This window comes from Candidatus Poribacteria bacterium (genome assembly GCA_021295715.1).
In the GTDB taxonomy this organism is placed as follows: domain Bacteria; phylum Poribacteria; class WGA-4E; order WGA-4E; family WGA-3G; genus WGA-3G.
In genome coordinates, this window is record JAGWBV010000080.1 from 1 (window position 1) to 13,803 (window position 13,803).

The 13,803-nt window shown below is 48.0% G+C and carries 13 protein-coding genes; all 13 read right to left on the minus strand.

The window, feature by feature from the left end; genetic code table 11:
- Positions 1-111: 111 nt before the first annotated feature.
- A complete protein-coding gene (locus J4G07_17665) occupies positions 112-1,755 on the minus strand; it encodes a DUF1553 domain-containing protein (protein MCE2415814.1) in 1,644 nt (547 codons plus the stop codon).
- A 208-nt stretch (positions 1,756-1,963) separates the two neighbouring features.
- Entirely contained in the window at positions 1,964-3,016 is a 1,053-nt protein-coding gene (locus J4G07_17670) for an NAD(P)-dependent oxidoreductase (protein MCE2415815.1), read from the minus strand.
- Positions 3,017-3,260: 244 nt separating this feature from the next.
- Positions 3,261-4,067 carry a hypothetical protein gene (locus J4G07_17675; GenBank protein ID MCE2415816.1) on the minus strand — a complete coding sequence of 269 codons (807 nt, stop codon included), beginning with the start codon at positions 4,065-4,067 and terminating at the stop codon, positions 3,261-3,263.
- A gap of 173 nt (positions 4,068-4,240) precedes the next feature.
- Positions 4,241-5,878, minus strand: a complete 1,638-nt coding sequence (gene ggt / locus J4G07_17680) for a gamma-glutamyltransferase (protein MCE2415817.1) — start codon at positions 5,876-5,878, stop codon at positions 4,241-4,243.
- A 128-nt stretch (positions 5,879-6,006) separates the two neighbouring features.
- Positions 6,007-7,092, minus strand: a complete 1,086-nt coding sequence (locus tag J4G07_17685; GenBank protein MCE2415818.1) for a Gfo/Idh/MocA family oxidoreductase — start codon at positions 7,090-7,092, stop codon at positions 6,007-6,009.
- Between the two features lie 105 nt (positions 7,093-7,197).
- Positions 7,198-8,364: a PmoA family protein gene (locus tag J4G07_17690; GenBank protein ID MCE2415819.1), complete on the minus strand. Its 1,167-nt coding sequence runs from the start codon at positions 8,362-8,364 to the stop codon at positions 7,198-7,200.
- 147 nt (positions 8,365-8,511) lie between these two features.
- Positions 8,512-8,865: an STAS domain-containing protein gene (locus tag J4G07_17695; GenBank protein MCE2415820.1), complete on the minus strand. Its 354-nt coding sequence runs from the start codon at positions 8,863-8,865 to the stop codon at positions 8,512-8,514.
- A 131-nt stretch (positions 8,866-8,996) separates the two neighbouring features.
- The gene (locus J4G07_17700; GenBank protein ID MCE2415821.1) at positions 8,997-10,454 is read right to left on the minus strand and encodes a sulfatase-like hydrolase/transferase; all 1,458 of its coding nucleotides are present in this window, start codon (positions 10,452-10,454) and stop codon (positions 8,997-8,999) included.
- A 12-nt stretch (positions 10,455-10,466) separates the two neighbouring features.
- Complete coding sequence (locus J4G07_17705; GenBank protein MCE2415822.1) at positions 10,467-10,835, minus strand: cupin domain-containing protein; 369 nt, start codon at positions 10,833-10,835, stop codon at positions 10,467-10,469.
- 76 nt (positions 10,836-10,911) lie between these two features.
- The gene (locus J4G07_17710; protein MCE2415823.1) at positions 10,912-12,042 is read right to left on the minus strand and encodes a DUF711 family protein; all 1,131 of its coding nucleotides are present in this window, start codon (positions 12,040-12,042) and stop codon (positions 10,912-10,914) included.
- A gap of 18 nt (positions 12,043-12,060) precedes the next feature.
- Positions 12,061-13,032 (minus strand): acetyl-CoA carboxylase carboxyltransferase subunit alpha, encoded by a 972-nt coding sequence (locus J4G07_17715; protein ID MCE2415824.1) that lies wholly within the window; start codon positions 13,030-13,032, stop codon positions 12,061-12,063.
- A gap of 53 nt (positions 13,033-13,085) precedes the next feature.
- On the minus strand, positions 13,086-13,445 hold the full coding sequence (locus tag J4G07_17720; protein ID MCE2415825.1) for a BCCT family transporter: 360 nt from the start codon (positions 13,443-13,445) through the stop codon (positions 13,086-13,088).
- A partial coding sequence (locus tag J4G07_17725) for a BCCT family transporter (protein MCE2415826.1) occupies positions 13,432-13,803 on the minus strand: 372 nt, incomplete at its 5' end. The genes J4G07_17725 and J4G07_17720, both read right to left, overlap by 14 nt.

Consider the following 13,803-nt stretch of genomic DNA (forward strand, 5'->3'; position numbering starts at 1 on the left):
TGACACCTCTCGATTTTCAAAGACAAAACTTGTCTTAAATTTGCGAAATTGTGGTCTGAATAAACGGTGGCACTTCATCTTGTAGCATAGGAGACCGTTAGTTTGTGCAAACTAATGATTAAGCGAAAACTCAACTGAGTTGAGTAAGACCCAATAGAGATCTTCGTAAGCAAGGTCTTTATCGGAATAAAGGTTCCGCTCTAAATAGCGTCTAAAATAGGTTTTTTCTTTAGCAGTTGGTAACCGGGACAAGACATTGAGATAGATATACTCCATCCGTTCCATCGGTTCGCGCCATTTTCCTAATACGTAATTTATAAAACTACCGAGCTCTTCGTGATTCGTGCTATCATTCACCATGTTCCCATTAATCATCATAAGTGCTTGAGGGATGGTTCCATTGAATGCTTCGATCTCTTCCATTTCACCGTTGTCAAGTAGGAAGATAAACTTTTTGAGATGCTCGCGTTTCATCCGCTCAAGTTGACGCAGCAGGTCCTGTCTCTTTTTCCTATTTTTCTTCTTCATACCTTCCATTCTGACTTGTTGAAGTCTTTCAAAACCGGTGGCTTGTAGCAGAGAAGAGAAGAACTGTTCGGCACTTAAAGGTTTCACATAGGCATGCGAGTAATAGAGCTGATCGTTTTTGTTACTCTCAATCGTTTGGGACGTGCGTTGATACGTTTCTGAATTCAAGATAGTCCGCATTAAGTGTTGTAAGTCATAGCCGTGAATGACAAAATCATTCGCGAGCCACTTCAAGAGTTCAGGATTGGTAGGTTGGTTTTCTTCTCCAAACCCATCAACCGGTTCGACAAAAGCGCGCCCCATAAAATGCTTCCAGATGCGATTCACGATTGCTTGACTAAAATAGGGGTTTGACTTATCAGTCATCCATTGCGCGAGTGCTCCCCGTTTTTTCAGGAGTGAGCCTTTGTATTCTGTCCCATCTAAGAAGCGCGGGTGGACTTGTGTTCCAAGGCTTTCCACCCAAATAGTCTCTTCTGGTTTGTCAGTAATAAGATAATTCCTGATTTTCATCTTATTACCTATCATATCTATGCCGTCGATGTATTTCTTTCGCTCACTCTTAATACCGGTGAAGAAAGCAGCAATGCCGTAATAATCCGCTTGGGTCCATATTTCCGTTTTATGATCGTGACACTCGGCACACTGCATAGGAAGACCTAAAAACAAACGCGAGGCATGTGAGGTCAGAGAGGGCGGCGAGTGCCTGTAACGCAGGATATAGTTTACTGCACCGTTGTTCCGTAATTCGCCATCAGCTGTGATGAGTTCTTGGACAAACCGGTTATAGGGTATATTGTTTGTTAGTTCCTCTCGGACCCAAAGCGTTAAGCCAACGCGGTGACTGTCTCTATCGCCACGCCTACCGATTAACCAGTTTATCCATAACTCTGTCCAATAGTCAAAGTAAGCATCGCTGATCAGCAGCTGCTCGATCTTTCTTTGACGTTTGTTTGAAGAACCGTCCTTGAGAAAATCCAAAACCTCATCGGGGGTTGGGATCTTTCCGGTCAAGTCGAGATAAACTCGGCGCAAAAACTCGGCATCGTCCGACCTCTTTGAGGGTTGAATACCTTTCCTTTTAAGCGTGGCGTTGATATACCTATCGAGGTGTTTTGTGCTTGATGGAATCTGCCGTATCGGTGCAACCGAAGTCTTGGTGCAACTGAGCGTCAAACAGGTAAAAACGAATAGGAAAAGTGAGGATACACCAAGATAGGTTTTCACGATAAACGGACCCTTGAACCTCGATTTTGATTAGGTTCAACCATCAGACTTACAAAGCGCATCTACTCCATCTACACGGAATTAAGTATCTAACTCCTCAGTAATTTAAGTTTAACCTATATATTCTGAAGACATCAAGGAAATCGGCAAAACCATGAAATAGCGGTTTGGTGATCGTTCCCACACAAGAATAGCGGAAAAGCGGGGATTAATTCCACCGAACGCCTGTCGGAATGATGCCGACATCTTCACCACGGCGCATCGCTTCCGCAGCGTCGAGGATACTCGCTAAATCGTGTTGTGGTTCAAAGTCTAACAGTGTTTTGATTTTGCTTAGATCGAACTCAAAATAGAGAGCTTGCGGGAGTTTCACATCAACAGAATCCATCTGGTAACGTTCACACAGATATGGAATAACCTCTTCATGTTTAAAGATGCCGTTTCCACCGAGTGTGAATTCTTCACCGACAGCCGCATCCTTTTCGATCCCTAAAACCAACCCTTGGACAATATCCCGGACATCTGTGAAATGCTCCTTGTAAGGACGTCCGTCAGAATTACGTTTGAGTATGAATTTTTCCTGTCCGTCCCAGAGGCTTTTGACGACATCTGCCGTCTCTAACTCAGCTGAATCATCGCCTGTATAATTCTTGTACCGATTGTGGATAGGACTAAAGACGAATTGCCTTGGCAAACCATCTTCGTTGAGGTATTCGCTCGGTTCAATGACGGTTGTGAAGCGGAAAACAGTTGAAGGCACACCATACTGGTGGTGATATGTCATGCACAATTCCTCGCCAATCCATTTCGTCAGAAAGTAGGGCATGTGATGGTATTTGGCAACCATGTCTTCGGTAATTAGCTCATTGAAAAGCCTACCTTTTTCGGTGAGTTCCCAATAAATCGCTTCGGTACAGGCATAGACGAGTCGATGAATGTTCGGGTTGACCTCGCGGATGCCTTCTAAAATATTGAGTGTTCCCATCCCATTGATTTCCAAGTATTGACGATTATCAAAGGGACCCCCGAACGCTGCGGCGATATGATAGATGGCATCTACGCCATCAACGGCTTTTTTGACATCCTCGTATTCGCGTAGGTCCCCAAGAACGGTTTCCACACGTTTCGTCCCGTCCCATCGTCCGACACGGTTGACATCCCCCGGATAGACAAAACTACGGATATCGTGTCCTTTTTCCAGTAACTTTTTGACAAGGTTCGACCCAATACGACCTGTGCCACCCGTGACTAAAATTTTCATTAATTTTTTCTCCTAAAATCCAACAATAGTAAAGCATACAATTACCTCAACGTTGCGACAGGGGTACAAAACTCGCCAGTGAGGTGGGTGGATCTGTTTCCTCCAGTAGCGTCTACACATTTCTTATCAACGGAATATAAGAAGTAGGGCTGCACTTTAGGTGGATGCAGCCCTGCTTTACAACTATCTTCGCAGAGCCGTGAACGATGTCCAGTCACTTACGGTTCAACGAAAGAGGTCGTTGTTAGGATTTTATCTCTGCCCACCTAACTGCTAATTTATCCCTTGGCTCTACAGAATATGCGGTGCTTATGAGCTTTATATTATCTATTGCCCACCACCAATCATTTTGAGCATCAATAACACCGAAACTAATAGTCATCTCAGCAGCACCGGTGGGGTTGTCGATGGGGATTTCTAACGTTTCGTTTATCTGTTCCCCATCGTTTATTTTTTCCTCTTTGAGCTTAAGGGTAGGAATGGTAACAAGGGTATGCGCGCCTGCGTCAATACCGACGCTCTCGAAGAGTAGAATTTGATCTTCCTTACCGCCGTCAAAACTTACGATTATTTCAGCAGTTTGGGTATCTTCAGGACGCCAACTCGAATCCAATGTTAAGACGAGCGATTTTGCGGCTGCGCCCTTGATTTTAATGGGTGGGGTAATTAAGTGTCCGTTCCAACGACTAAGAGCGTCAGGATCGCCATTTCCGCCCCAATCGTCCCACTCATCAGGGTCAGAAACAGCTCCTTTACCGACACCTTTGCCGTCATTATGGACTCCTGTGAACTCACTACGCCGCTGGTCTTCCGCTGTTCGTGTCCACCACTCAAGATCAACAATTGCCCACGTTCTCCACTCAGGCATCCCGAGGTCTTTAGGATTTTCGTTTGTAATTTCCCAACCTTCAGGAGGTGTGCCTGACCAAACGTCTTTATCTTTAATCTGCTCCAGTATACTTGCTTCGAGTTTCACGTCCTCAAAATCTTCCTCAAGAAGGACAACATCACGGCTCCAAATTTGTGGTGCTATAAGACAAAAGGTTATCATAAGAACCACGTATGTAATGATTCTTGTAGTGCTACTATTCACAATTAGGCTCCAAGGATTTTAACCCAATGATGATATTGTGGCGATGTATTTCATATCCTGCCACAAATATCGCTAACACGCAAACATCTCTGTTCTGCAATTTAAACCTTGCTGTGTATGAAAACAAGCCTCTAAAATGTCACAGCGTATCCATCGGTTCTCGGATCAGAACCACCGATGAGCGCGCCCGATTCAGGATGAACCATGATAGCTTGAGCACTCCCTGGACCACCCCAATCACCAACAATCTGGAGTTCATGTCCCCTTTGTCCTAATCCATCCTTGGTATCCGAGGAGAACCGGTTTTCTAACTGGAGGTCATTGGAACAGGTGTGTGGAATAGTGGATTCCATCGGGTTCTGCAAACTCCGCCAGCGCGGGGCAGAGACCGCTTCCTGTGGTGTCATTCCGAAGTCAAGCATGTGAGTAACGAGTTGGAGGTTCGTTTGGACCTGCGTATCTGCTCCCGGTGTGCCGCATGTTAAGACGGGTTGACCGTCCTTTGTTACAATGACAGGGTTCATGGTATGGCGGACGCGTTTGCCCGGCATCAGACAGTTGGGATGCCCCTCTTCCAAATGCCAATAGGTCATGCGATTGTTCAAAAGGACCCCTGTGTCGCCCGCGATGAGGCTGGAACCGAACCCTGACTGGATACTCTGCAGGATACAAACGAGATTTCCCGCCTGATCCGCAGTGCAGAAACAGGTTGTATCTTCGTGTGTTTCTGGGCCACCTGCTGGAACATCAAAAGCCGCCTTGTCTAAGTCGATACATTCCGCTCGTTCAGCGGCGTAGGATTTAGATAACATCCCTTCTATCGGAACGTCCACCCACTCTGGATCCGCCATATATTGTTCCCGATCCGCGAAGGCAAGCTTTTTCGCTTCAACCATCAGATGTACACTTTCGGCAGTATTGCACCCTAAGGTTTGCAAATCAAAGCGTTCAACCATGTTTAATTCTTGAAGTAAGATATGCCCGCTTGAGTTGGGTGGCATTTCATAAACCTCGTATCCACGGTAGTTGACATGTATGGGATCAGCCCAGTGGGCATGGTAGTTCGAGAGATCCTCGGCTGTCAAGAGTCCATCGTAGGCACGGCTGAATTCGCCAATGGCTTTAGCGATCTCACCTTCGTAGAATATCTCTCTTCCGTGTTTGGCGATTTTCCGAAGGGTTTTACCAAGGTTGGGGTTCGCGAGGAATTGGCCTGCGGCGATCGGTTCGCCATCGTTGGTAAAGACGGCACGCGAATCTGGTTCGGCAGCAAAACGAGCGTTTTCGCCTTTAAGTCCGCCTGCCAGCCTATGACTCACGGGGAATCCGTCCTCGCAGAGCGAAATCGCTGGTGCGAGAACATCTTCTAATTTGAGTGTTCCGTAGCGTTCGTGTGCGAGAAGCCATGCGTCAACGATCCCTGGCACTGAGACGCTTCGCATGCCTTTCATCGGGATCCCGCCATCTTTGAGGTAGGTTTCTCGGGTAGCGGCACGCGGGGCAGGACCCGTTCCATTTACCGCCTCAACCTGCCCGGTTTCCGCCCAATAAATGAGGATAAAGCCATCGCCCCCAAGTCCGGAACCAGCAGGTTCAACCATACCGAGAGCTACAGCGGTTGCGATAGCAGCATCAACAGCGTTGCCCCCAGCCATCATTGTCTGAATACCCGCTTGTGAAGCGAGGACGTGTCCAGATGTAACCATGCCGTTTTTTCCCATCACAGAGGGACGGAACGCTGAAGCCGTAATACCGTGTGGAGATTGCATTTTTTAATTTTTCCTTTTTTTAATTTTTCCTTGCGGTTAAATAACGTGCGTTAGAACTATCAAATGCGTTTCTTAAATCCGCTCTCCATTACATTACGAGCTACGGGTTTGGACGATAACCTCTTACCCTACTGCTGATTGCTATAAGCAAGCATCTTCTTGGCGAACGCTTCAACATCAACTTTTTCGTGCGTTCGTGCTGATTCGTTGCATGCTTCCATGAGTATCCATGTACCGAGTGTTGTGTCCTGCATCCAGTCCCGATCCGTTCCGTTAGCAATCGCTTGTGCAAATGCATCAAACTGGAGGCGATCGTCCTCTATGAGACCGGCATGCAAATCTTGAAGGGATAGGTCTTCAATGGTTTGGCCGAGTCGGAAGAGTTGTAGGTGTCCTGCATCTCGTCGGAGATCTCCGACCTCGCCGTGGAAAGTCCAATGTCCACTCCACCCGAACGGAGTTGTATGCGCTGCCCGTGTGCCAGCATAAGAGAAAGGCGCACCGTTGGCATACTCCATAAGAGCGTTGCCACCAGCTGTTCCCCAAGCTTCAATCTGTCCAAGCTCTGGATCTCGCCGGTTATGGACATGCGCGGTAACGTACTTAGGAATTCCCTTCGCGGCGACAAGTTGATCGAGTTGGTGACTCGTGCCGGCGTGGAAGAAAAGCCCATCAACATAGGCATCGGGTTGCCGGGAATCTGGACCTGTGTATAAGTTTTGGCGAATCCAGAATCGACACTCACCCGCTATCATCTCACCAATGCCACCCTCTTCCCGAAGCCATTCCCGCATTTTCGCAGCAGCAGGATTCCAACGCTTATTCTGCCCTTGGACGATCATCAAGTTAGGGTTCGCTTTATGTGCGCTTATAATGTCGTGGAATTCTGCCTGTGTCGTTGCGATTGGTTTGACACAGAGGGTATGCATACCGAGGTTCAGGCTTTCAACAATTAATTTGGCGTGAACGGTTGTTGAAGCATAGATAAGACATGCCTGTGCCTCGTGTTTCTCTTTCGCTTCGGTTATTGTCGTGTAAATACGATCGGCAAGATAGTCAGGGACATCCCCATCTAAACTTGCTATAGCTTCGCGAGCTTCAGGGAGATTAATATCTACACAGGCAACCGGGTTAAGCCCTTTTGAATTAATCTGTGCTTGTAGGCGACCGTGCGCGAAATGGGTGCATCCGACATGAATCGTGGGAATCGGCATTTATAAATCTCCTTGTATTGGCTATCGGTTTCCTTCAGCAATCGGTTTTCAGAATGTTCTTTTTGACCGCTGACTCCCGATAGCCATCTTGGTACAATTTCGCGCTTAGGATACCTCAACGACAGGTGGATTGATGAAATCGTGATATTTCTGCGCTACTTTTCCAACGCTTGCATCGCCAGCATGGATAAGAACGCGGAACCGGAAGTGCATCTCCTCACCGTGTTTGAGCGTGTAGGAACCGTCTTTAGAAGGATCGCTTTCAAAAGCGCCACCTCCGAATATATTGCTGCCCATTAACCCATAATTGCGCACATGCCAATACGTCGGATAGCGTGGGTTGACGATATGATCGAACACAGCAATACCAACAGGTGTTCCATCAACAACACCAGAATAATCGCACCAGTTCGCGCGCTTCCCCCAAGTTTCTGCTTCATTGATACCACCAAAGGCGTTCTCTATCTTCCCACCGTCGGAAGCGTTCATGGATGGATGCACCCGAATTGAGATAATACCGCCCTCCTTGGTATCTCCGAAATGGACATCTCCCACGGAAGCGATAAAACTGAGATCGAGATCAAGAAGTGCGGCATCTTCAGGTAGGTTGTAGATACGGAAATTCTGCACATCCGTCATCAAAACCTCCCCCGCCTGTGTCCGCCAACTGTTTTGCGTATAAAGTCTACCGACGACAGCCCCACCCTGTTTTTGTGTGAAGCCTTGATGCACAACTTTTCCAGAATTACTGCCTTCCCCCCACAAGTCAACATCATTGACTTCGCCATAGGCGACGTAGAGGGAACGATGGTGGACGTGGTCCTTTGAAATGTCGCTTGTTTCACCGCGTGTTACTTCGCGTCCATTTGGACCGAGAACCGGAAAGAAATATGGACGAAACTGCCCAGTGTTGTGAGAAGTTGCGTAGCGAAATGTTGTAAAATGCCGGTTATTAAGTGTTACGGTTATTGTTTCGGCTTTTTCTTTTAACTGAACGCCTGTCTCGCCAGCAACACTTCCTTCCGATAGGGTGTAGGTCCGCGATTCACCAGCGGCAAGTCCATCAAGTATCCAAGTCAAGGTAGTCGTGCCATTCTCGTCAGCGTAGCACTGTGCTGAAATGACATCACCGGATGCGACATCTGTTAAGGTGACGGCACGATCGTGGAGTTGGCTCACGCCGGGATGGTTGACGTTAATGCTAACAGGACACTCATCCCGATTGTGAAAACCAGCATCGACAGTAAACGTCGGAAGATTCTGATTTGACATAAATTTCCTTCTTCGTATCTTGATTCCCCTCAGAAATTTTCCTAAGTAGCGAAGGGGCTAATTGCCCTGTTTGTAAGAGCCATACAGTTTTTAGGTGTGGCTATGGTTGTTTCAAGGAGGAACTAAAGGGATACTTTACCCTATTGATTAGCTCTCCTCAGAGGTGAGGGCGAGGATTCCCTCTTCTTCGCTATTGTAATTCTCAAAGACGCTCATTAAGCGTCCGAGAATGAGAAGATTTCGGATATGCGCACCTGCGTTGACGAGTGCCGTCCGCCCGCCTTTGCGGGAGACCGTCACGTTCACAGATACCAATGTGCCGAGTCCGCTACTGTCCATACGGGTAACATTCTCGAGGTTAAAGATAACTTTTGGAGAGTCAAAATGCTCCTCCAGTTCCTCATTAATCTGTTCTCTAATTTCAGCGTTTGCCGCACCAATCATGCGGCCCGTGGGTCGAATAACAATGACCCCTTCTCTTTGTCGGATTTCTGCTAACATCTATTTTCCTTTCTTAATTACTTGCATTAGGAGTTAATACGGGTTTACGGATTATGCCCTAACAAAGAAATTTTCAATAGGTTAATATAGTTGATTTTAAAAATTTTGTCAAGATTCTCAAATAGTTTTCTCTAACGTCCGGCGGACGGTGGAGGTGGCCAGTGAAGTCCGCGTTGACCTGATAAGGCGCGGTTGGGAGACGGACGATACGCTCGGTCGGGCAATCCGACAAGTTTACCATCTTCTATCCAGTCTTCATCATCTCCGTAGAGTTCACCGATCAGGTGGTTTGTCAGTCGTTCCAGTATCTCAGCATGCGCTGATGAATCGGCGAGGTCGTTCAATTCCCTTGGATCCTTTTCCAGATCGAAGAGTTGACGGTAGTTTCCAGTGGCGTAGTAAATAAGCTTAAAGCGTCCCTCATGAATCATGCGGGTCGCACTGCCGCCTTCACCAATTTCGCCGTACAACCAATCGCGCTTTTCGTCACCCACCATCGGTATCCCATCTACGGTATCTGGAATGTCAATTCCTGCGAGATGCAGGAGTGTCGGCATTACATCTTGCCATCCGACGAGTCGGTCATCCACTCTGTGATGTCCTACGCGTTCATCGCCTGCGGTGCCAACGAGGAGCATAGGAACGTTGGTGGAATCCTCATAATAGAGTCGTTTCGCCCACATCCGATGATTTCCGAGCATGTCGCCATGGTCAGAGGTAAACAACAGAATCGTATTGTTCAGTAGTCCTTCCTCCCGTAAAGTACCAATGACAACGCGCAATTGATGGTCGATCTGTGTACAGAGTGCATAAAAGGCTTGGCGTGCCGAACGAATCTGGTCTTCTGTAAAATGCTTGTCCTGTTTCTGTCGCGCCTTTAGAGGTAACGGTAGCTGCTCAGTTTGCTTCGCCCATTCGCCACAATATGGCATATCCACATCAATATCGCGATACATATCCATGTAGCACTGAAGCGGTGCCAAGGGTGGATGTGGATGGCAATAGGAAAGGTACCAGAACCCGGGACGTGTTGGATCGCGGCGTTTAATCATCCGCACCATCTGCTGCGTGCTCCAGTTTGTGATATGACAGTCTTCAGGGAGATGCCAAGGACGGTTGAGATAATCGTTGTTACACATCCCGTGCGCGAACTGTTGGCCTGCATAGCCTCTGTCACCGAGGAAAAGCTCATAGTCATCGACCACGCCGTGCTGCAGTCTACCTTCCTCACCTAACAGCACGTCATCGAAACCGATACGGCTCCGCTGGGGATGGATGTGCAACTTGCCGACAGCGTAGGCTTGATACCCTGCATCCCGGAAGGTCTGTGCGATTGTTGGGAGCCCATTTAATCCTTGACGGTCGTTGAAAACTCTGTCTTTATGGGTTCGTGTTGTTGTGCCGGTCATCAACGTTTTTCGCGCTGGAACGCACACGGGGCACTCGCTGTAACCGCGTGTGAAACGGGTGCCAGCGCGAGCAAGTGTGTCCAGCGTCGGTGTTTGGATGGCAGGATGTCCACTGATGCCTAATAACGAGTTGGGCCAATGATCTGTCGAAATCAAAAGAACATGTGGTTTGTCGCTCATAGTTATCCTTATTTATCGATCATACCGCGCAAAGTAAAAGGTTATGAGCGGTTCATTTGTATCATTGATGAGACTATGCCCCGGATTTGACGAAGCCACGGAAACAGCATCACCCGGCATCTGCCGATAAACATTCTTGCTGACGACGTGGATGCCATTGCCTTCAAGCATATACCAAACCTCATCCATATCGGGACCGTGACCATGTGTATCAGGTGTTTGCATCGCTTCAATCCGAACCACCAACACAGAATGCAGGACTACTAAACCGTCATCTTGACCGAAAATCGGATGCACAAGATGCGTCCAATGCCCTTGTCCTAAGGGTCGTTCGCGGTAGTTTCTGATGGGTAAACACCGCTCGTCAAATTTCATACGCATTATCATATCAAAACATGTAACAATTGGCAAGTGAAAAAGTTTGCAACCAACCCCGATCTGATAAAAAACCCTACAATCATACGCGCATTACTGTGGTATTTGTTAGATAGGGCGAATCAAATTCTGTCATGCAGTCTGCGTTGCATCCCGGAACCGGAAAAAGACGTACCGATAGCGGTTTGTTTAGCTGTATGGAGAGCGTAGCGACATCCTTCAGAATAGAGGTAATTTGAGATGTCGAAGCATCGCCGGGTATCGGAATGGTATCCAACCCCGTCCCACAGACAGTGGAATAGAGGAGAAGACTGTCAAGGTTAAAATAGCCCGCTTCACTTCGTTTTCCCAAACCTACATCCTCAAGGACAGGGAGCATTAATCCCGAATATCCACAGAGCGGCAGTGCGAGCGATTGGAGTGTGCGGGTCAGACCGGCAGCAACTGTTAACGTGCCTCTCTCGCCAAAATAACCTGGAAGTTGTTGCTCCATGGCATAAGCGATGCTTTCATTGCCCATCGGTGCAAGCGATGCATCTATACCGACAAACTTCACCCCCCACTCCTGCGCAAAGGTTTGTGCGAGTGCGACAATTTTCTGACCTTCTGCTTCCATGACAGTTTTCAGGTTTTGCAAACCGACTTCTAAATTCGGGGCATCTGTGAAAGCGTCTTGCACAAGGTCTATAGCCTGCCATCCGATGCTGAAGTTAGTTCGAGCGTCGTGCCAGTACGCCGCTGGAAAGAAGGGGGTATTCGGTGGGCAGTTCATCAACACTGCAAAACGTAGGTTTCCGTAACCAGCATCGGTTCGGTGTGCAATTTGCTGTATTACCTCAGCAGTGCTTTCTGCTATCTCTGATGCTACACGTCCAGATTGCGTCGTAAGGGTGACGGTAGCAAAGAGTATCTCACTGTGGATAATTATATCGGCGATGCGAGCAATATGCGTTTGGGTGTGCCGTTTTCCGGGTAGGATTGTTCCTAAGTTAAGAAACTCGATTCCTAATGTCCGTGCATCGGATTCCAACCTTAAGATTGTATCTACGTCCCGATTCTCATCCCAAATTTGACAACTTACACGAGTTGTTTGGACCTCGAAACCATTCGTCTCAAAATAGGTTTGACAGTCAGCGTTAAATTTTGCTGCACGTTGAAGTTGGTATGGCGAAAAAGGGAGTGGAATGCCTGTAGTAATCGTTCGGATTTTCATATTGATCGTATTAACCCATCAAGCTTGATCTTCGCCATAAAGTCCTATATGCCGATAACGCTCATATCTTTGTTGAATCAGTTGTTGCGGTGTCATCTGCATCAGTTCCGTGAGATGCTTACGGACTGCGCGTTTGACGTTACGGGCAGCGGCTTCCGCATCTCTGTGTGCGCCGCCGAGTGGTTCGCGGATAATTTGATCAATAATCTCTAACTTAAGCAGATCTGGGGCAGTCGGTTTATAACCTTCGGTTGCTTCGGGGGCGTGTTCGCCTTTATCCTTCCACACAATGCCACTGCAGGCTTCAGGTGGTGCGACACAGTAGACGGCATACTCCATCATCAAGACGCGATTTCCGACTGCGATTGCCAAAGCACCACCACTTCCACCTTCGCCGATAATAACAACAAGGATCGGAACCTGCAGCGTCATCATCTCTGCGAGGTTTTCAGCGATCGCCATTGCTTGTCCATATTCTTCGGAACGAAGATCAAAGTGTGCCCCGGGTGTATCAACAAAACAGACTAAGGGGCGGTTGAATTTATCGGCTAACTGCATCAATCGTCTTGCCTTGCGGTAGCCCTCCGGATGCGTGTAACCGAAATTCATTTCCTGTCGCTCTTCAAGGTTCGTGCCTTTCTGTTGCGCAAGGTAAACAAGCGGCTGTCCGTCGAACCATGCAAAACCCCCAACGAGTGCCCGATCGTCACCGTATAGTTTATCGCTGTGGAGTTCGACATGTTCCTCGAAAAGCGCGTTGATATAGAAGGGGGCTTGTGGACGTTGGGTATGACGTGCTAATTTTACTTTATCCCAGCGGCTTAGTTTTTGGAAGGTTCGTTTTGTGAGTTTATTAGCATTCTGCTTTAGTGCCTCAAGTCCTTCTGCGAGGTCCAAGTCCGGATTGATTTGCGCGAAGGTTTCCAATTGTGTGAGGTGTTGTTCCAATTCAATGAGTGGTTTTTCAAATTCTAACTCTGTTACGTTCATATTTTTCGATCCTTTACCATTATGGTTTAATCGCAGCGTCACTACAAATTGATTCAGCGCGATGCTTGCCGAAGGGCTATCCACGTGCAGATTCCGATGCCAATAATGATGAAGGCAAAGGGTAAGCCGGATACAAGCGTGGCAGCCTGCAGTGACCGGAGCCCACCGCCGAGCAAGAGTGCAATTGCAACGAGCCCCTCAACAGAGCACCAAAATACGCGTTGCCTCGCAGGTGCCTCCATCTTGCCGCCGGCGGTAATCGTGTCAACAACCAACGACCCCGAATCCGACGTTGTGACGAAAAAGGTGATGAGCAGCACAATACTGACGAATGAAGTGAGCTGCGCCAACGGTAGCTTCGCAAACATTTCAAAGAGTGCAGCCGCATACGCCCCTGTCTCAACACTCTCCATCACGCCGGTGTAGCCATTGGTGAGGAATACTGAAGCACAGTAACGTAATCAGCATCGGTAGCAGCAGCACACAGCACAAGAATTCGCGAACCGTGCGTCCGTTTGAAATTCGGGCGATAAACGTGCCGACGAAGGGCACCCAGGTAATCCACCAGGCCATGTGGAAAGCGGACCAGTCATGGATAAAGTAGGAATCCGTGCGCCCCACCCAATTACTGAACGGTACGACTTCAACGACATAGTCCCCAAGTGCCTTAAAAAAGGTCTTGAAAATCACGTCTGTCGGCCCGACGACGATGACGAATGAGAATAGGACTATCATAATCCAGATGTTGATTTGGCTCAGCCGTTTGATACC